The organism is Pseudomonas sp. PDM04, assembly GCF_014851765.1.
In the GTDB taxonomy this organism is placed as follows: domain Bacteria; phylum Pseudomonadota; class Gammaproteobacteria; order Pseudomonadales; family Pseudomonadaceae; genus Aquipseudomonas.
Genome location: NZ_JACVAI010000003.1, coordinates 579,087 through 597,911 on the forward strand (window position 1 = coordinate 579,087; position 18,825 = coordinate 597,911).

Consider the following 18,825-nt stretch of genomic DNA (forward strand, 5'->3'; position numbering starts at 1 on the left):
TACAAGGGAATGCGTCATGACGACCGATGGCCAGGGTTCACTCGCACAGCGATTGACCGGCATTGATGAAATTGAGTGTGTGACGCCAGATCTCAATGGCGTGCCGCGCGGCAAGGTCATGACCGCCGAAGGGTTTCTCGAAGGGCGGCGTTTGCAGATGGCGCGTGGCGTGCTGCTGCAATGCATCATGGGCGGTTACCCGCCCGCCCGTTTTTATGGCAGCGATGACGGCGACCTGGCGCTGGTGGCCGATCCCGCGCAGATTCATCGCTTGCCCTGGAGCCAGCCGCCACGGGCCTTCGCGATCTGCGATGCCGATGAGCTGACGGGCGAAAGCTCGCGCCTGTCGACACGAGGCCAGCTCAAAGCCGTGATCGCACGCTATGCAGCGCTCGGCCTGGCACCGGTGGTGGCCACCGAGCTGGAGTTCTTTGTCTTCGCGCCCAACCCCGACCCGACACAATCCTTCCAGCCGCCGCTGGGCCTGGACGGCCGTCGCGAAGATGGCCAGTCGGCATTCAGTGTCAGCTCCAACAACGGCTTGCGCCCGTTCTTCAAGGAAGTCTATGACGCGATGGCGGCGCTGGGCCTGCCCCGCGACACCTTCATGCATGAGATGGGCGTCAGCCAGTTCGAGATCAACCTGCTGCACGGCGATGCGCTGCTGCTGGCCGACCAGACGTTCCTGTTCAAGCATCTGCTCAAGGAAGTCGCGCTCAAGCATGGCCTGACCGTGGTCTGCATGGCCAAGCCACTGGCGCATACGCCGGGCAGTTCGATGCACATCCACCAGAGTATCGTCGAGATCGGCAGTGGTCGGAACGTGTTCAGCGACGAGGCGGGAGAGCCGACCGCGACCTTCCGTCATTTCATCGGCGGGCAGCAGGCCGCGATGGCGGACTTCACCGCGTTGTTTGCGCCGAACGTGAATTCCTACCAGCGCTTGTGCCACCCCTTCGCGTCTCCCAATAATGCCTGCTGGTCCCACGACAACCGTGCGGCCGGCTTGCGCATCCCGGCCAGCTCGCCGGTTGCGCGTCGGGTCGAGAATCGCTTGCCGGGCGCGGATGCCAACCCGTATCTGGCGATTGCCGCCAGCCTGGCAGCGGGTTTGCATGGGATTGAGAACCGGCTGGAGCCCAGTGCGGCGATCCAGGGTGAGTTCGAGGTGCCGGATAATCTTTCGTTGCCCTGTACCTTGCACGCCGCTCTCGAGCGTCTGAACCGTAGCCAATTGGCCAAGGAACTGTTCGGCAAGGAATTCATCGAAGGCTACGTGGCTTCGAAGACCCTGGAATTGACCAGCTTCTTTAATGAAATTACCCCCTGGGAGCGCCGCGTCCTGGCTGCCCAGGCCTGACGAACCTTCGTCTTCGGGCTATCTTTGCGCTAGCCCGTTTCTCACCGCAAGGAGCCGCTCGGAACGCCGATGCGCCAAATCTGGAAAGCCTTTCGAGCACTGTATTTCGCCTCGCTGATGATGTTGATCGGCTCCGGCCTGCTGAGTACTTATCTGGGCTTGCGCCTGGCGGCTGACAACGTCGACAGCCTGTGGGTCGGTGCGTTGATGGCGGCCAACTACTTCGGCCTGGTGCTGGGGGGCAAGATCGGACACCGGCTGATCGCCCGGGTCGGGCATATCCGGGCCTATTCGGCCTGTGCCGGGATCGTCGGCGCGGCGGTGCTGGGCCATGGCCTGGTGGACTGGCTGCCGGCGTGGATCTTCCTGCGGATCATCGTCGGCCTCGGCATGATGTGCCAGTACATGGTGATCGAGAGCTGGCTCAACGAACAGGCCGACGCCTCCCAGCGCGGAACGGTGTTCAGCGGCTACATGATCGCGTCCTACCTGGGGCTGGTGCTGGGCCAATTGATTCTGGTCATGCACCCGGCGCTCGGTCCGGAGCTGTTGATGCTGGTTGCCCTGTGCTTCGCCCTGTGCCTGGTGCCGGTGGCCCTGACCCGGCGCATTCACCCGGCACCCCTGCGCCCGGCGCCGATGGAGCCGCGGTTCTTCATCAAACGCGTGCCGCAGTCGTTGAGTACGGTGCTGGGCGCGGGCTTGATCATCGGTTCGTTCTACGGCCTGGCACCCCTGTATGCCTCGCAGCAGGGTTTATCCACGGAGCAGGTCGGTCTGTTCATGGGTAGCTGCATTTTTGCCGGCCTGTTGGTGCAGTGGCCGCTGGGCTGGTTGTCCGACCGTTATGACCGGGCGCTGTTGATCCGCTGCTTCGCCATGGTGCTGGTGGTGGCCGGATTGCCGCTGGCGATCATCCCGCAGGTACCGTTGGAAGTGCTGTTCATCATGGGGTTCATCTGCTCGCTGGTGAAGTTCTGCCTGTACCCGCTGGCGGTCGCGTTCTCCAATGACCACGTTGAAGCGGACCGGCGGGTGTCGCTGACGGCCATGCTGCTGGTGACCTACGGGGTCGGCGCCAGTATCGGGCCGCTGGTTGCCGGTGTGCTGATGAAGATGTTCGGCAGCCACATGCTTTACGCATTCTTCAGCTTCTTTGCCTTGGTGCTGGTGTGGCGGATTCGTCCGAAAGCGGTCACCAACCTGCACCAGGTGGACGATGCACCGCTGCATCACGTGGCGATGCCGGACAGCATGTCGAGCTCGCCATTGGTGGCTGCGCTTGATCCCCGGGTCGATGAGCAGTCGGTGCAGGAGCAGATGCAGAGTCCAGTCAATCCTGAGCCTGAGCCTGAGCCTGAGCCTGAGCCTGAGCCTGAACCGGAGCCTGAATCCGAGCCACAGGCCGAAGCGCGTACCGCGCCGCCAGCAGAAGGGGCGGACGCAGAGCGTGAAAAAAACATCCCTGATGCCATTCCTTGAAAACCTGGCATAAAAGACGGGTATAAAAAACGGGCAGTCACCGCAAGGGGCTGCCCGTTTTCGTTGGCGCCTGCTGTTACAGGTCGTCTTTGTCGAAGCGCCGCGCTTCACGTTGAAGCTGATAGACGAATCGTTCGACCTGACGCTGCACCAGCCCGCTCATGTTATGGAAGCGGATACCGGCGAAGGTGGTGGAGATTTTCTCTTCGAAATGCAGGTAGCGCAGTTCGACCGGCGCGGTCATTTTGCCGAAGGGCAGGGCGGCGGCAAAACGGTCGTAGACCTGGCCCAGTTGCAGGTTGCCGGTGATGTCGCCATCGAAACGCAACTTGCAGCCCGTGGCGGAAATGTCCAGCAGCTTGCCACGGATAGGCGCCTTGAGCTTTTCGCCGTCGAGGTCGATGTCGACCAGTTGTGCCAGCTTCAGGGCTGCGCGAAAGGCGTTGCGGCGCTGGTGGTAAACCACCTCGTCGGGCAGAGGGGCCAGGTAGCAGCGGTTGTCACCCGACTCGTCGATGGTCGGTTGGCCGTTGCTTTCCCAGGCGATACGCACGCCTTCATGAAAACCTTCGACCCGGAACGGTTCGCCGGCCAGCATGAAGCGTTCGCCGTCGCGCGGGATCATTTCGTCGAGCTTGATCGTGCCGCGTTCGCGATCAACGTCGACCAGATAGCTCTGGAAGCGCTGGGTGCGTTCGTGGAAAGTGATGATCAGCGGATCATGGCTGTCTTGCAATTGGCGCAGGTTGCCGGAGATCTCCAAAGGCGTGCTAAGCACCTTGGGTGGTTGCGGGGCATCTTCCGCGTTTAAGGCATTGGACACGGTTAATCAATCTCCAGACAAAATATGACTACGGCTGGCCAGTATATTGCCAGCATGTTGCGAGTCTTGATAGGGCGTGAGCATTTGCAGGCTCAAGCCTGACTGAGCGGACGCGGCTTCGCAAGCTTCGCGGTTGATCCGCGTGCATCATAAAGTGCTGGCGGTTCGCCGCCTGTGAGGATTTTCAGCTGGTTGGCCGTGGCGGCCTGCTGAACCAGAATCGACTGGCCATTATTGGCATTCGCCGCCTGGCATTGGGCCAGAAGAGCGGTCAGGGCATCGCTCTGCTCCAGCAGTTGCGTGCCGACACTCGATTGGCTGGCCAGTTGCTCCAGGCCGCTGCGATTGATCGGCAGGTTCAGACTGGCGAGGATTTCACTGCGCTTGCGGCCATGCTGTTCGAGCAGAATGATCATTGCCTGCTTCTGCGCCAGAATGTCTTCGAGCAGTGGCATGTCACGACCGTGCAAGGCGATGGACTCGGTTTGCAGTAACTCCAGCAAGTATTGAGCGGGAGCAAAGTCGTCGTTGATCAGTTGCAATAAATTAGTGTCGTGCATGGCTGGCCTTGGGTTTTAAGCGTCCAAAAGCCTGGCGCAGGCCGAGGCCTAGCGCTGGGCTTCGAAGTTAAGCAGTTTGCTGGCTACACGGTTGCTGTCGACTTTATAGCTGCCATCGGCAATCGCTGCTTTCAACTCCGCCACGCGGGCTTTGTCGACGGCAGGCTGATCGCGCAGCTTGTCAGTGACCTGTTGCAACTGCTGAGCCTCATTGCTGAGGTGTACCGATTCCCCGCTTTTAACGGTGGCCTGTTCGGCCGGGGTATTCAGCGCTGCGGACTGGCCGGCTTCGGCGGTGTCCTTGGCGGCACTGGTACGTGTACTGCCCGTCAGTGGCGAGGAGCTGTTCAAACGGCTGAAATCGATGACCATGGTAAAAAACCTCTGAGTATTTGGACGCTTGCCATGTTTTCGGCCATCCCTGTGAAAACTTTAGACTCATTTTATCAATGAGCCCGCAAGCGCCAGCACGTCTGCTGCCTGCGCCACAGTTTAGGGAACAGCCCCGGGCAATGCCACCTCTTCAGGTCCCTACATGGCCACTTCCACCTGCCCTGGCGCGGTCACTTGCGCCTTGATGACCCGTCGAGAGTTGAGGTTTTTCACGCGAATCTGTTCGTTCATGCCGCCGTTGGACAGCGCTTCGCCGGGCATTCGTACGCTCAGCGTGCCGCTGCGGGCGGTAATCACTACCTGATCGCCCTTGCGAATGACTTCCGTCTGTTCGAGATTGACCAGGGTAATCACCTGGTCGGCGACCATTGGTCGGGTCAGTCGCTGCCCGATCGCCTGGTCCGGGGCCGTCAGGTAGCCCTGGGTGATCACGCTGATGTCTCGTTCGCGCAGAATCACGTCGGCGGGCTCGACAATGTCGGCCCGACGCAAGGGACGGGTGGTGGTCACGACGTCGCGGAACAGGCGGACTTGAGCGGGTACGAACACCGTCCACGGGGAACTGCCTTCGCAGCGAACCTTGACCGTTACCCGGCCCAGCGGCTTGGCCGGGCTCTCGAGGGAGGCTGTCAATTCCTTGTCGCACATGGGCATGCGCAGGCGTGGATCGAGCTTGTTGACCTGGATTTCGTAGCGACCTTCCGTTTGACTGGTGGCCAGGTAGTCCTCTACGGTGAATTCAAGAAAGCCCTGAGTGACGCCGATAAGCATGTCAGGCAAGGTAACTTCGTCAGCAAGGGCAGGGGTGCCAGCGTTGAACAGGCAGGCGGCCGACATCCCGCAGAGCAATCTGCGGGCGATGGATGTCAGGCGTCGGAAAAATGTCGGTTCTGTGTTCATAAGAGTTAAAAAGCAAGCGCCGTGCCGTTTAGTGATGAATGTGCGTCGCAACACAACTAGCGTTGGTGTAGGAGTCAGTGCATGGCGGGTGTAATGGATTCGGTGAACCAGCGCACGCAACTGGTGGGGCAGAATCGCCTGGAGCTGTTGTTGTTCCGTCTTGACGGCCAGCAGCTGTACGGGATCAATGTGTTCAAGGTTCGCGAAGTGCTGCAATGCCCAGCGCTGACCCTGATGCCCAAGTCCAGTCCTGTGGTGTGCGGTGTGGCAAATATCCGGGGGGCGACCATTCCGATCCTCGATCTGGCGATGGCGACCGGTTCCGGAGCGTTGAAAGATCAAAGCAATCCCTTCGTCATCATCACGGAGTACAACACCAAGACCCAGGGCTTCCTGGTGCGCTCGGTGGAGCGCATCGTCAACATGAACTGGGAAGAGATCCATCCGCCGCCCAAGGGCACCGGACGCGATCATTACCTGACCGCTGTGACTCGGGTCGACAATCAGTTAGTCGAAATCATCGACGTCGAGAAAGTGCTGGCGGAAGTGTCGCCGACACCGGAAGCGATTTCCGTCGGTGTGGTCGATCACGAGACCCAGCACAAGGCGTTATCGTTGCGGGTATTGACCGTTGATGATTCCTCGGTGGCGCGCAAGCAGGTGACGCGTTGCCTGCAGACGGTCGGTGTCGAAGTGGTGGCGTTGAACGACGGGCGGCAAGCGCTGGACTACCTGCGCAAGCTGGTCGACGAGGGCAAGAAGCCGGAAGAGGAATTCCTGATGATGATTTCCGACATCGAGATGCCGGAAATGGACGGGTATACCCTGACGGCCGAGATCCGCAACGACCCACGCATGCAAAAGCTTCATATCATCCTGCATACTTCATTGTCGGGGGTGTTCAATCAGGCGATGGTCAAGAAGGTCGGTGCCGATGACTTCCTGGCCAAATTCCGTCCTGACGACCTGGCATCCCGGGTGGTTGACCGGATCAAAGCAGCAGATATCAGCTAGGGGCCTGTTGCCCCTGGCGGTTCACACGATTTAAGAGGCGGCATCATTGTCTACGGGTAATTTGGATTTCGAACAGTTCCGGGTCTTCCTGGAAAAAGCCTGTGGCATCTTGCTGGGTGAAAACAAGCAGTACCTCGTCTCAAGCCGTCTCAACAAACTGATGGAGCAGCAAGGCATCAAGTCCCTGGGTGAGCTGGTTCAGCGCATCCAGAGCCAGCCGCGCAGCGGTTTGCGCGAAATGGTGGTCGATGCCATGACGACCAACGAAACCCTGTGGTTTCGTGACACCTATCCGTTTGAAGTGTTGAAGAACAAGGTGCTGCCGGAGGCGATCAAGGCGGCTCCCGGCCAGCGGTTGCGCATCTGGTCGGCAGCCTGTTCGTCGGGGCAGGAACCGTATTCGCTGTCGATGGCCATCGACGAGTTCGAGCGGGTCAACCTGGGGCAGTTGAAAATGGGGGTGCAGATCGTTGCCACCGACCTGTCGGGTTCCATGCTGATCAACTGCAAGACCGGCGAGTACGACAGCCTGGCGATCGGACGAGGTTTGTCGCCGGAACGCCTGCAACGCTATTTCGACCCGAAAGGTCCCGGGCGCTGGGCGGTCAAGGCGCCGATCAAGAGCCGGGTGGAGTTCCGGGCCTTCAACCTGCTGGACAGTTACGCGAGCCTCGGCAAGTTCGACATCGTGTTCTGCCGCAACGTATTGATCTACTTTTCCGCCGAGGTGAAGAAAGACATCCTGTTGCGCATCCACAGCACGCTCAAGCCTGGCGGTTACCTGTTCCTCGGTGCTTCCGAAGCGCTGAATGGTCTGCCGGATCATTACCAGATGGTCCAGTGCAGCCCGGGGATCATCTACCAGGCGAAGTGACGGGTGGTCTGTCGAGCAAAAAAAACGGGAGTCCTCAGGGGCTCCCGTTTTTTTATGCCTGATGAAAGCCCGTCCCCACAGGGAAGGTGGCCTGTCGCAAAGCGGCAGAAAAGCGGCAGGCGGCGGAAACCCGTTGCCGCTTTTCTGGCATTGCCGTCGGGGCAGCGCACGCAAAGCCCCGGAAACAGGGGGCTTGATGAGTTGGCACGGCGCTTGCTATCTCCATCGTACGAAAAATCAGGTCACCCGAAGGTTTCCCGACATGAGCATCAGCTTCGATAAAGCGCTCGGTATCCACGAACAAGCCCTGGGCTTCCGCGCCCAGCGTGCCGAAGTCCTGGCCAACAACATCGCCAACGCCGACACCCCGAACTATAAGGCTCGGGACCTGGACTTCTCGAAAGTGCTCGCCGAGCAGAGCGAGAAGGCCAAGAACGGCACTTTCGCCTTGAACAGGACCAACAGCCGTCATATCGAAGCCGAAGGCCTGGGCAATGGCGACGAGTCGCTGATGTACCGCACGCCGATGCAGCCGTCGATCGACCAGAACACCGTCGACGCCCAGCTGGAGCAGTCGAACTACGCGGAAAACTCGGTCAACTTCCAGGCCAGTTTCACTCTGCTCAACAGCAAATTCAAAGGGCTGGTCTCAGCCCTGCGTGGAGAATAAGTCATGTCGCTAGCCAGCGTTTTCAACATTGCCGGTAGCGGCATGAGCGCCCAGACCACCCGTTTGAACACCGTGGCCTCGAACATCGCCAACGCCGAAACCGTCTCGTCGAGCATCGACCAGACCTACCGCGCGCGTCACCCGGTATTCGCCACCATGTTCCAGGGTGGGCAGAGTGGCGGCAGCGATTCGCTGTTCCAGAACCAGGACGCGGCAGGCCAGGGCGTGCAGGTGCTGGGCGTGGTCGAGGACCAGAGCAATCTGGAAGCTCGCTACGAACCGAATCATCCGGCGGCCGACGCCAAGGGTTATGTCTACTACCCGAACGTCAATGTCGTGGAAGAAATGGCCGACATGATTTCCGCCAGCCGTTCGTTCCAGACCAACGCGGAAATGATGAACACCGCCAAAGCCATGATGCAGAAGGTCCTGACCCTCGGTCAGTGATAAGGGGCGACGCAGATGAGTGTTACTGATACCACCAGCAGCCTGAGCATGAATGACATCCTGGCCAACTCTTCGGTCAAGACCAACACCAGCGCCGACGGTCTGGCAGCGGCCACGAACAGTGCCACCGGCAATAAGGCCCTGGGCAAGGACGCGTTCCTGCAGTTGCTGGTGACCCAGCTGAAAAACCAGAACCCGCTGGAGCCGCAGGACAACGGCGAGTTCGTTGCCCAGTTGGCGCAATTCAGCAGCCTGGAAGGCATCACCACGCTCAACGACACCGTCGGCGGCCTGGCAACCAACCTGGCGGGCAGCCTGAGCTCGTCCCAGGCGTTGCAGGCGTCGTCGCTGGTGGGCCGTTCGGTCATCGCACCGGGCGACAAGGCGGTGGTCGACACCTCCAAGAGTTTCACCGGCACCGTCGCCGTACCGGCGGCGGCCGATCCGGTCAAGGTCAAGATCACCGATGCCGATGGCAAGGTGATCCGCACCATCGACCTGGGCAGCCAGAAAGCCGGCAACGCCAGCTTCATCTGGGATGGCAAGAACGAGGCGGGCGAAGTGGCCGCAGCGGGTACTTACACCTTCGCCGCCAGCGCGACCTACGACAACAAGGCGACTTCGCTGGTCACCTACCTGCCGGCCACCGTCACCAGCGTGACTATCAGTCAGACCGGCGGTGAGTTGATGCTCAACTTGGCCGGCCTGGGCAGCGTTGCCCTGTCCAAAGTACAAACCATTGGTATGTAAGAGCCGACTAACCCGGCACAAAGGAGTGGAACATGTCTTTTAACATCGGCCTTAGCGGTCTCTATGCAGCCAACAAACAACTGGACGTGACCGGCAACAACATCGCCAACGTCGCGACCGTCGGTTTCAAATCGTCCCGTGCAGAATTCGAAGACGTGTACTCGGCGACTCGCCTGGGCACCGGCAGCAAGACCATCGGCAACGGTGTGCGCCTGGCCAACGTTTCCCAGCAGTTCACCCAGGGTGATATCAACAACACCGGTAACGTGTTGGACATGGGGATCAACGGTTCGGGCTTCTTCGTGCTGAACGAAAACGGCTCGCTGTCCTACACCCGTGCCGGTACGTTCAAGGTCGACAAGGACGGTTACGTCACCAACTCCGACGGCACCGCGCGCCTGCAAGGCTACGGCGTGGATGCCAATGGCAAGATCCAGAACGGCGTGTTGACCGACCTGCGCATCGACACCTCGAACCTGGCACCCAAAAATACCAGCTCCATTTCGTCGACGATCAACCTGAACTCCACCGCGGTGGAAATCAACGAGACGACCAACCCGTTCGACCCGAGCAAATCCGAATCCTTCACCAAGCAATTCGGCACCAAGGTCTACGACGCCCAGGGTAACGAGCACACCATGGATCAATACATGGTGAAGACGGCCCCGAACACCTGGAAGGTCTACACCCTGATCGATGGTCGCAACCCCAATGGCAGCGATCCTACCGATCCGCTGACGCCTCCGGTGGCTTCGACCATGGCGTTCGACCAGACCGGCAAGCTGACTTCCGTCACCACTCCGGCCACCCCGACGCCGATCGTCAGCCCTGACCTGAACATCACCGGTTGGGTGCCTGGCACCGTGACCAACGGCGTGTGGAAGGCCAACGGCGCTTCCGCCGGACCGATTTCGGTGTCCATGTCCAACACCACGCAGTTCAACGCCGATACCGCACGTTCGATCCCGGTCCAGGACGGTTACGCCACGGGCCAGATCACCAGTCTGACCATCGACGGCAGCGGCGTCATGCTGGCCAACTTCAGCAACAGCAAGAGCAAGCCGATCGGTCAGATCGCGCTGGCCAGCTTCACCAACGAACAAGGCCTGCAGCCCGTGGGCGGCACCAGCTGGAAAGAGACCTACGCGTCGGGTATCCCGGGTTACGATGCTCCGCAAACCGGCACCCTGGGCTCGATCAACTCCAACTCGCTGGAAGAGTCCAACGTCAACCTGACCAGCGAACTGGTCGACCTGATCAAGGCGCAGAGCAACTACCAGGCGAACGCCAAGACCATCTCGACCCAGAGCACCATCATGCAGACCATCATTCAGATGACCTGATGCTGGACAGCGTGGCCTGAAAAACCCCTCGAAAGAGGGGTTTTTTTATGGCCGGGGTTTGACTTGAACCGGGGGGATCGAGCCTGATCGAGAGGGTCGTCAACGATGACGCGGGCAGGCTGATGCACCGCAGCGCTCTCGCTTCCATCGCGAGCGGGCTCGCCCCCACAGGGCCTGCGGCGACGCACCTCACTGCAGGGGCAAGTTTGCTCCGGGCGGCGTTCCGACGAAGAACATTCAGGCGCCGCGGGCTGTCAGGCCGCGAACGTTATCGCTGACGACCATGCGAACACGTTCTCTCCTGCGGAATAAGGCAGACAAAAGAAAACCCCCGACAATCCAGAGGACTGATCGGGGGTTCGGGACGGGCGCCTTGCGGCGCCTGCCGGCTCAGCTTATTGGCAAGCTTCGCAATCCGGCTCGTCGATGGCGCAGGCCTTCGGCACTGGAGCAGGACCTGCCGGAGCGGCCAGGACCGAGTCGTCACCGTGGTTGCCGCCGCTGGAAACAGCGTTCAGCTTGCCGGTGTTGATGGTCGACTTCTCGGTGCTGGTCGCGGCCAGGGCACGGAGGTAGTAGGTGGTTTTCAGACCACGGTACCAGGCCATGCGGTAGGTCACGTCCAGCTTCTTGCCCGAAGCGCCAGCGATGTACAGGTTCAGCGACTGAGCCTGGTCGATCCACTTCTGACGACGGCTGGCCGCGTCGACGATCCACTTGGTGTCCACTTCGAACGCCGTGGCATAGAGCTCTTTGAGCTCTTGCGGGATGCGCTCGATCTGCTGCACCGAACCGTCGTAGTACTTCAGGTCATTGATCATGACCGAGTCCCACAGGCCGCGAGCCTTGAGGTCGCGAACCAGGTACGGGTTGATCACGGTGAATTCGCCCGACAGGTTCGATTTCACGTAGAGGTTCTGATAGGTCGGTTCGATCGACTGCGACACGCCGGTGATGTTGGCGATGGTCGCGGTCGGTGCGATGGCCATGATGTTCGAGTTACGGATGCCTTTCTGTACACGGGCGCGAACCGGTGCCCAGTCCAGGGTTTCCTTCAGGTCGACATCGATGTACTTCTGGCCACGGGCTTCGATCAGGATCTGTTGCGAATCCAGCGGCAGGATGCCCTTGGACCACAGCGAACCCTGGAATGTCTCGTAGGCGCCGCGCTCGTCAGCCAGGTCGCAGGACGCCTGGATCGCGAAGTAGCTGACCGCTTCCATGGAGGTGTCGGCGAACTGCACGGCAGCATCGGAACCGTAAGGAATGTGCTGCAGGTACAGCGCATCCTGGAAGCCCATGATGCCCAGGCCGACCGGACGGTGCTTGAAGTTGGAGTTCTTCGCTTGTGGCACCGAGTAGTAGTTGATGTCGATCACGTTGTCGAGCATGCGCACGGCAGTGTTCACGGTGCGTTGCAGCTTGGCGGTGTCGAGCTTGCCGTCCACGATGTGGTTCGGCAGGTTGATCGAACCCAGGTTGCAGACAGCGATCTCGTCCTTGTTGGTGTTCAAGGTGATCTCGGTGCACAGGTTCGAGCTGTGCACCACGCCCACGTGCTGCTGCGGGCTGCGCAGGTTGCACGGGTCCTTGAAGGTCAGCCATGGGTGGCCGGTTTCAAACAGCATGGACAGCATTTTGCGCCACAGGTCTTTGGCCTGGATGGTCTTGAACAGCTTGACCTTGCCCGGGTACTCGGTCAGGGCTTCGTAGTACTCGTAACGCTCTTCGAAGGCCTTGCCGGTCAGGTCGTGCAGGTCCGGTACTTCGGACGGCGAGAACAGGGTCCACTTGCCGTCGTCGAAGACACGCTTCATGAACAGGTCAGGGATCCAGTTGGCGGTGTTCATGTCGTGGGTACGACGACGATCATCACCGGTGTTCTTGCGCAGCTCGATGAACTCTTCGATGTCCATGTGCCAGGTTTCCAGGTAGGCACAGACAGCGCCTTTGCGCTTGCCACCCTGGTTGACGGCGACGGCGGTGTCGTTCACCACTTTGAGGAACGGAACCACGCCCTGGGACTTGCCGTTGGTGCCCTTGATGTACGAACCGAGCGCACGCACCGGGGTCCAGTCGTTGCCCAGGCCGCCGGCGAATTTCGACAGCATGGCGTTGTCGTGGATCGCGTGATAGATGCCCGACAGGTCATCCGGCACGGTGGTCAGGTAGCAGCTGGACAACTGCGGGCGCAGGGTGCCGGCGTTGAACAGGGTCGGGGTCGACGCCATGTAGTCGAAGGACGACAACAGGTTGTAGAACTCGATCGCACGGGCTTCGCGGTCTTTCTCTTCGATCGCCAGGCCCATGGCCACGCGCATGAAGAAGATCTGCGGCAGTTCGAAACGCACGCCATCCTTGTGGATGAAGTAGCGGTCGTACAGGGTTTGCAGGCCCAGGTAAGTAAACTGCTGGTCGCGTTCGTGATTGATCGCCTTGCCGAGTTTTTCCAGGTCGAAGCTGGCCAGCTCAGGGTTCAGCAGCTCGTATTCGATACCCTTGGCGACGTAGGCAGGCAGGGCCTTGGCGTACAGGTCGGCCATTTCGTGGTGGGTGGCGCTCTCGGCGACACCGAGGAAGCCCAGGCCTTCGGCACGCAGGGTGTCCATCAGCAGGCGGGCGGTGACGAACGAGTAGTTCGGCTCACGCTCGACCAGGGTACGGGCAGTCATCACCAGGGCGGTGTTGACGTCGTTCAGGGCCACGCCGTCGTACAGGTTTTTCAGGGTTTCGCGCTGGATCAGGTCGCCGTCGACTTCTTCCAGGCCTTCGCACGCTTCGGTAACGATGGTGTTCAGGCGGCCCATGTCCAGCGGCGCCAGGCTACCGTCGGCACGGGTGATGCGGATCGAAGGGTGAGCGTTGACGGCCGCTTCGGCCGGGGTGTGCGCCGCACGCTCCTTGGCACGCGAATCACGGTAGATCACGTAGTCTCGGGCGACTTTCTGCTCGCCGGCACGCATCAGGGCCAGTTCGACCTGGTCCTGGATTTCTTCGATGTGGATGGTGCCGCCCGATGGCATGCGACGCTTGAAGGTCGCGGTGACCTGTTCGGTCAGGCGGGCCACGGTGTCATGGATTCGCGACGAGGCGGCGGCGGTGCCGCCCTCAACTGCGAGGAACGCCTTGGTGATGGCGACGGTGATTTTGTCATCGGTGTAAGCCACGACAGTGCCGTTACGCTTGATCACGCGCAACTGGCCAGGCGCGGTGGCGGACAGATCCGAATTCGAATCCACAGCCTGCGGCAAGGTGCCTTGCGGGTTCTCGCGAGTTGTGTCGGTTTGCATGGGGGGGTGTCTCCACATTCTCTATGTTTGTTTGAGCACCATCACGGTGCCCACCGTTCTGTCCTGAAGCACTACAACCGACAGGCGTCGGGCATAACAACTTCGGGACAGTAGGAAAAAGGCCAATGATGCCGCGTCCTTGCCGAAGTCTTTGGCAGCGAGCCTGGGCTCGTCGCCGGATTCCATTCCGGGTGGCAGTCATGTCTGCAACACCCGTACCGTCGTGGCCCTACCGGCCTGAAGAAAACGGTGCCATCCGCGGGAGCGGTTTGGGCTTGTAAAATGACGCTTGGTTCAACCGGCAACAGGCAATAAAGCGCTTGAGTTCCCGGTCTGAAATGTGGTTGGGCTTCTAAGGGAAAACCCTACATGTAGGGTTTTTTTAGCGCCGTGCTACAAGATAATGCGTTTTGGGGGGTGTTGCAACGTACTACCTGTGGATAACCCTGTGCGTAAATTGTGTGTGAAGGGTTCAATCCTCGTGTAGGCCGCGAGACTGCTGGATCGAGCGAATTTTCACTGATTTTCAATGAGCGAAAAGAGCTGTCCGGATTTCGAAGGGCGCGAACCGTATCACAAAAAACCGGGCTGTCCGAACGCATTTGCCGGCTTGTGTTCTGGACGAGTGGCGTTTATACAATCGGCCGGAACGTACGCATTCTTATCCTCCCCAATCATTACAAAAAGACGGGCGGATCCTTCCTTATTGTTGGCAAGCAGAGGTCACCGTGGAGCAAGAAGCCTGGCAGGTACTGATTGTGGAAGACGACCAGCGTCTGGCCGAACTGACCCGCGATTACCTGCAAGCCAATGGCCTGCGCGTGTCGATCGAGGGCAATGGCGCTCTGGCCGCCGCCCGTATCATCAAGGAGAAACCGGACTTGGTGATCCTCGACCTGATGCTGCCCGGCGAAGATGGCCTGAGCATCTGCCGCAAGGTGCGCAACCAGTATGACGGCCCGATCCTGATGCTCACCGCCCGTACCGACGACACCGATCAGATTCTCGGCCTGGACCTGGGCGCCGACGACTACGTGTGCAAGCCGGTGCGTCCGCGCCTGTTGCTCGCCCGTATCCAGGCGTTGCTGCGGCGCAGTGAGTCCCCGGAGCCGGTGCCGGAAAAACTCCGTCGCCTGCAGTTCGGCCCGCTGGTGGTGGACAACGCCTTGCGCGAAGCCTGGCTGCATGACAATGGCATCGAACTGACCAGCGCCGAGTTCGACCTGCTGTGGCTGCTGGTGGCCAATGCCGGGCGAATCCTGTCGCGTGAGGAGATTTTCACCGCGTTGCGCGGCATCGGTTATGACGGCCAGGATCGCTCCATCGATGTGCGCATCTCGCGCATTCGCCCGAAAATCGGTGACGACCCCGACCATCCACGGCTGATCAAGACCATCCGCAGCAAAGGCTATCTGTTCGTGCCCGAAGCCTGTGTAGACCCTTCCCTGTGAACTCGATCTTCCTGCGCATTTACGGCGGCATGTGCGCGGCGCTGATCCTGGTGGCGGTGCTCGGCGTGCTCGCTTTGCACATGCTCAATCAGGTGCGCAGCGAGCAGTACCGCGAGCGCCTGGCCCACGGCACGTTTTCACTGATGGCCGACAACCTGCAACCGATGAACGAAACCCAGCGTCACCGTGCCTTGCTGGTGTGGGAGCGCCTGCTCGGGATTCCGCTGGCGCTGAAGACCTTCGCCCAGACCGACCTCGACTTGACCCAGCGCACCCGCGTGCTGCGCGGCCAGGCCCTGGTGGAGCAGACCGGCCCCCATGCGGCCAAGGTGTATCGGCTGGTCAGCGAACACGAACAGTTGATGCTCATGGGGGAAGTGCAGCAGATCAGCGAGCAACTGGCCCGGGCGACGATTTACCTGCTGGCCGACGAACTGGTGCGCGTGCCGGTGGCCGAGCAGCCCAGGCGCCTGGCGCAGATAAAGGAAGAAAAGGGTTTCGGTTTCGATCTGCGGCTGGTCACGGTCGATCAGGCCGACATGGACGAAGACCAGAGTCGCCGCGTGTCGGAAGGTGACACGGTGATGGCCTTGGGCAAGGAGGGCGATTCGATCCGGGTGTTTGCCGGCATGGTCGGCACGCCATGGGTGCTGGAAATCGGCCCGTTGTACCAGATGAATCCCTATCCGCCGGAATGGCTGGTGCTGATTGCGGCGCTGGGTTTGAGCCTGATCGGCCTGATCGTCTATTTGCTGGTGCGGCAACTGGAGCGCCGTTTGCGCGGCCTCGAGGCTGCCGCCACGCGCATTGCCAAGGGCAGCCTGGAAACCCGTGTGCCGGCCCGCGGTGCGGATTCGGTTGGGCGCCTGGCGTCGGCCTTCAACGGCATGGCCGAACACTTGCAGCAGTTGCTGGCGGTCCAGCGCGAGCTGGTGCGCGCCGTGTCGCACGAGTTGCGCACGCCGGTGGCGCGCCTGCGCTTCGGTCTGGAGATGATCGGCTCGGCCACCACCCCGCAGGCCCTGGAAAAATATTGCGAAGGCATGGACCACGACATCGAGGACCTCGATCGGTTGGTGGACGAGATGCTCACCTATGCGCGATTGGAGCAAGGGTCGCCGGCGCTGAATTTCCAGCGCATCGACCTCGACGCCTTGGTCAATCAGGTGATCGAGGAGTTGGCGCCGTTGCGCGCCGACGTCACGGTACAGCGCGGTTTATGCCTGTCGGCGGCCGATTGCGACGATGCCTGGGTCGAGGCGGAGCCGCGTTACCTGCACCGGGCCATTCAAAACCTGGTGAGCAACGCCATGCGCCACGCGCAATCGCGGGTGACCGTCAGCTACCAGGTGGGGCAGCAGCGGTGTCGGGTGGATATCGAGGACGACGGACCGGGGGTTCCCGAGTCGGCGTGGGAGAAAATCTTCACGCCATTCCTGCGCCTCGATGACAGCCGGACCCGCGCCTCGGGTGGGCATGGCCTGGGGTTGTCCATCGTGCGGCGCATCATCCACTGGCATGACGGCCGGGCGTTGATCAGCAAGAGCAAGAGCCTGGGCGGGGCGTGTTTCAGCTTGAGCTGGCCGCGCAATCAGGAGAAACACTGACATCGTCGTTGTCTGCAGAGCTTGTCGCGAACAGGACAACGCGCTCCACCCTGTGGTGGCGAGCCTGCTGGCGATGAGGCCCGAACAAAAAAACCTTCAGGCCTGGATACTGACCAGGCTCAACAGCTGTCCATCCTTCACCCCGAACTGCGCATCCAGCTCGGTGCCATGGCGCCATTCACTGGACAGGTCGGTCAGCAGGCGCAGGCGCACGGTCCCGGCCTCGCTCCACTCCAGCACCTCGGCGTGCTCGAAGTAAAAGCGCTGTTGCACGATCGGGTACAGCGCTTTGAACAGGCTTTCCTTCACTGAGAAGGTGAGGGTCACCAGCAGCGCCAGTTGATCGTAGCGGCCGGCGGCCATGCGCTGCAGCTCGGCCGGGGTGAGGATTTCCCCGGCCAGGCGTTCTGCCCGTTCGGAATCGAGCAGGTTTTCCAGGTCCATGCCCAGGCCGCGCCAATGGCTTTTGCGCGCGACGATCGCCGCTGCCCGGCCAGTGCTGTGGGTGATCGAACCACTGATGTGCGCCGGCCAGACCGGCGCCCGGTCGTCGCCTATGGCCGGGACCACGTTCAGCCCCTCCAGTTGTTGCAGTGCAGCCCGCGCGCAAATACGCCCGGCAAGAAACTCGGCCTGACGCTTGGCCACCGAGCGCTGGATGGTCGTCGGCGGCTCGATGGCGCTGTGGCGGAAATCATCGCCGGTCAGTTTCGAGCTGTTGAAATGCGTGCTCAGCAGCACGGTCTCGGGCAGCATAAACGGCAGCGGCCAGTCGGCATCGAGCGGGGTGCAACAGGCGGGCAGGGCGGGAAGGGCGTTCATGGGGGCATTTTGCCGGGTTGGCTCGTTGGAGGGTAGTCCGGCGTTGGACCGAAGGACACCATCCGCGCGGGCTCGCTCCCCCATTGAACGCATTTCAATGGGGGAACGAGCCCGCTCGCGATGAGGCCACCCCGGCCTGGCTGATCAACCAAAGATCTTCTTGAAAAACGCCTGCATGTCCGCCCAGGACTTTTCATCCGCCGCCTTGTTGTAACCAATGTCCGGCCCGCCATGATCGCCATGGCCCAGGCGATCCGCATCCGGGTTGCTGAAGCCGTGCTTGGCCCCGTCAAGGCTGACGAAGGTGTAGTCGGCCCCGGCCTTGTCCATCTCGTTCTTGAACGCCGCCACGTTTTCTGCCGTGACCATGCTGTCCAGCGCCCCATGCTCGACCAGGATTTTCGCCTTCACCTTGCCAGGCTCGGCCGGTGTCTGGGTCGCCAGCGCGCCGTGGAAGCTCACCACGCCGGCCAGCGGTACGCCCTGGCGGGCCGCATTCAGTACCACCGCGCCGCCGAAGCAATAGCCGATCGCCGCCACTTTGTCCGGATCGGTCTGTGCCTGTTGCTTCAACAGGTCGAGACCGGCCTTGAAGCGTGCGCTGGAAGCGGCGCTGTCCTTCAAGGCCGCCTGCATGAAGGCCAGGGCGTCCTTGGGGTGCTCGGTGTTCTTGCCATCGCCGTACATGTCGATGGCCAGCGCGCTGTAGCCCAGGGCCGCAAGGTCACGGGCGCGGCGCTTGGTGTAGTCGTTGAGCCCCCACCATTCGTGCACCACCACCACGCCCGGGCGTTTGCCCTGGATGGCATCGTCGTAGGCGTAGTAACCGATCAAGGCTGTGCCGTCGGCGCTTTTATAGGGAATTTCCTGGGTCTTGATCGCGGCGTGGCCAAGCCCGCTCAAGGCCAGCAAAAGGACAGCGAGGAATACGCGCATGCTCGAATCTCCTGCAAGGAAGGGGTTAAACAGCCGGTTCGATCTGGTTCAGCTCAGGTTCAGAGTGCGTTCAGGGGCAGTTCAGGGCGGGGTCAGTAACCTT

The 18,825-nt window shown here is 61.0% G+C and carries 17 protein-coding genes; 10 read left to right on the top strand and 7 right to left on the bottom strand.

Annotated elements, in window-relative coordinates; all coding sequences use genetic code 11:
- The first annotated feature begins 118 nt into the window (after positions 1–118).
- Complete coding sequence (locus IB249_RS14640; RefSeq protein ID WP_192306403.1) at positions 119–1,360, top strand: glutamine synthetase family protein; 1,242 nt, start codon at positions 119–121, stop codon at positions 1,358–1,360.
- A 69-nt stretch (positions 1,361–1,429) separates the two neighbouring features.
- Positions 1,430–2,842, top strand: coding sequence for an MFS transporter (locus IB249_RS14645; protein ID WP_192305837.1), 1,413 nt, complete (start codon positions 1,430–1,432; stop codon positions 2,840–2,842).
- A gap of 76 nt (positions 2,843–2,918) precedes the next feature.
- Here the strand turns inward: IB249_RS14645 and IB249_RS14650 are convergent, their stop codons facing one another.
- The 4 genes from IB249_RS14650 to flgA form a co-directional block, all read right to left on the bottom strand.
- On the bottom strand, positions 2,919–3,665 hold the full coding sequence (locus tag IB249_RS14650) for a flagellar brake protein (protein WP_192305839.1): 747 nt from the start codon (positions 3,663–3,665) through the stop codon (positions 2,919–2,921).
- 92 nt (positions 3,666–3,757) lie between these two features.
- Positions 3,758–4,225: a flagella synthesis protein FlgN gene (locus IB249_RS14655; RefSeq protein ID WP_192305841.1), complete on the bottom strand. Its 468-nt coding sequence runs from the start codon at positions 4,223–4,225 to the stop codon at positions 3,758–3,760.
- A 48-nt stretch (positions 4,226–4,273) separates the two neighbouring features.
- Positions 4,274–4,597, bottom strand: coding sequence for a flagellar biosynthesis anti-sigma factor FlgM (gene flgM, locus IB249_RS14660; RefSeq protein ID WP_192305843.1), 324 nt, complete (start codon positions 4,595–4,597; stop codon positions 4,274–4,276).
- A gap of 159 nt (positions 4,598–4,756) precedes the next feature.
- A complete protein-coding gene (gene flgA, locus IB249_RS14665) occupies positions 4,757–5,518 on the bottom strand; it encodes a flagellar basal body P-ring formation chaperone FlgA (RefSeq protein WP_192305845.1) in 762 nt (253 codons plus the stop codon).
- 81 nt (positions 5,519–5,599) lie between these two features.
- Here flgA and IB249_RS14670 point away from each other — a divergent pair, with 81 nt between their 5' ends.
- The 6 genes from IB249_RS14670 (at position 5,600) to flgE (ending at position 10,616) form a co-directional block, all read left to right on the top strand.
- A complete protein-coding gene (locus IB249_RS14670; RefSeq protein WP_192305847.1) occupies positions 5,600–6,532 on the top strand; it encodes a chemotaxis protein CheV in 933 nt (310 codons plus the stop codon).
- Positions 6,533–6,578: 46 nt separating this feature from the next.
- On the top strand, positions 6,579–7,406 hold the full coding sequence (gene cheR / locus IB249_RS14675) for a protein-glutamate O-methyltransferase CheR (RefSeq protein ID WP_192305849.1): 828 nt from the start codon (positions 6,579–6,581) through the stop codon (positions 7,404–7,406).
- A gap of 262 nt (positions 7,407–7,668) precedes the next feature.
- Entirely contained in the window at positions 7,669–8,076 is a 408-nt protein-coding gene (gene flgB / locus IB249_RS14680) for a flagellar basal body rod protein FlgB (RefSeq protein ID WP_192305851.1), read from the top strand.
- A gap of 3 nt (positions 8,077–8,079) precedes the next feature.
- A complete protein-coding gene (gene flgC / locus IB249_RS14685) occupies positions 8,080–8,523 on the top strand; it encodes a flagellar basal body rod protein FlgC (RefSeq protein WP_192305853.1) in 444 nt (147 codons plus the stop codon).
- Positions 8,524–8,538: 15 nt separating this feature from the next.
- Positions 8,539–9,273: a flagellar hook assembly protein FlgD gene (flgD, locus tag IB249_RS14690; protein ID WP_192305855.1), complete on the top strand. Its 735-nt coding sequence runs from the start codon at positions 8,539–8,541 to the stop codon at positions 9,271–9,273.
- 32 nt (positions 9,274–9,305) lie between these two features.
- Positions 9,306–10,616, top strand: coding sequence for a flagellar hook protein FlgE (gene flgE, locus IB249_RS14695; RefSeq protein ID WP_192305857.1), 1,311 nt, complete (start codon positions 9,306–9,308; stop codon positions 10,614–10,616).
- 395 nt (positions 10,617–11,011) lie between these two features.
- Here the strand turns inward: flgE and IB249_RS14700 are convergent, their stop codons facing one another.
- Complete coding sequence (locus IB249_RS14700; RefSeq protein ID WP_192305859.1) at positions 11,012–13,906, bottom strand: ribonucleoside-diphosphate reductase subunit alpha; 2,895 nt, start codon at positions 13,904–13,906, stop codon at positions 11,012–11,014.
- Between the two features lie 728 nt (positions 13,907–14,634).
- Between IB249_RS14700 and IB249_RS14705 the strand changes: the two genes are divergently transcribed.
- Together IB249_RS14705 and IB249_RS14710 are read left to right on the top strand one after the other, a co-directional pair.
- Positions 14,635–15,357 carry a response regulator gene (locus IB249_RS14705; protein WP_192305861.1) on the top strand — a complete coding sequence of 241 codons (723 nt, stop codon included), beginning with the start codon at positions 14,635–14,637 and terminating at the stop codon, positions 15,355–15,357.
- A complete protein-coding gene (locus IB249_RS14710; protein ID WP_192305863.1) occupies positions 15,354–16,964 on the top strand; it encodes an ATP-binding protein in 1,611 nt (536 codons plus the stop codon). Before IB249_RS14705 ends, IB249_RS14710 begins: the two co-directional genes overlap by 4 nt.
- Positions 16,965–17,060: 96 nt before the next feature.
- Here IB249_RS14710 and IB249_RS14715 read toward each other — a convergent pair whose 3' ends face one another.
- Together IB249_RS14715 and IB249_RS14720 are read right to left on the bottom strand one after the other, a co-directional pair.
- Positions 17,061–17,786: a 4'-phosphopantetheinyl transferase family protein gene (locus IB249_RS14715; protein ID WP_192305865.1), complete on the bottom strand. Its 726-nt coding sequence runs from the start codon at positions 17,784–17,786 to the stop codon at positions 17,061–17,063.
- Between the two features lie 144 nt (positions 17,787–17,930).
- A complete protein-coding gene (locus IB249_RS14720) occupies positions 17,931–18,722 on the bottom strand; it encodes a dienelactone hydrolase family protein (RefSeq protein WP_192305867.1) in 792 nt (263 codons plus the stop codon).
- Positions 18,723–18,825: the final 103 nt, after the last annotated feature.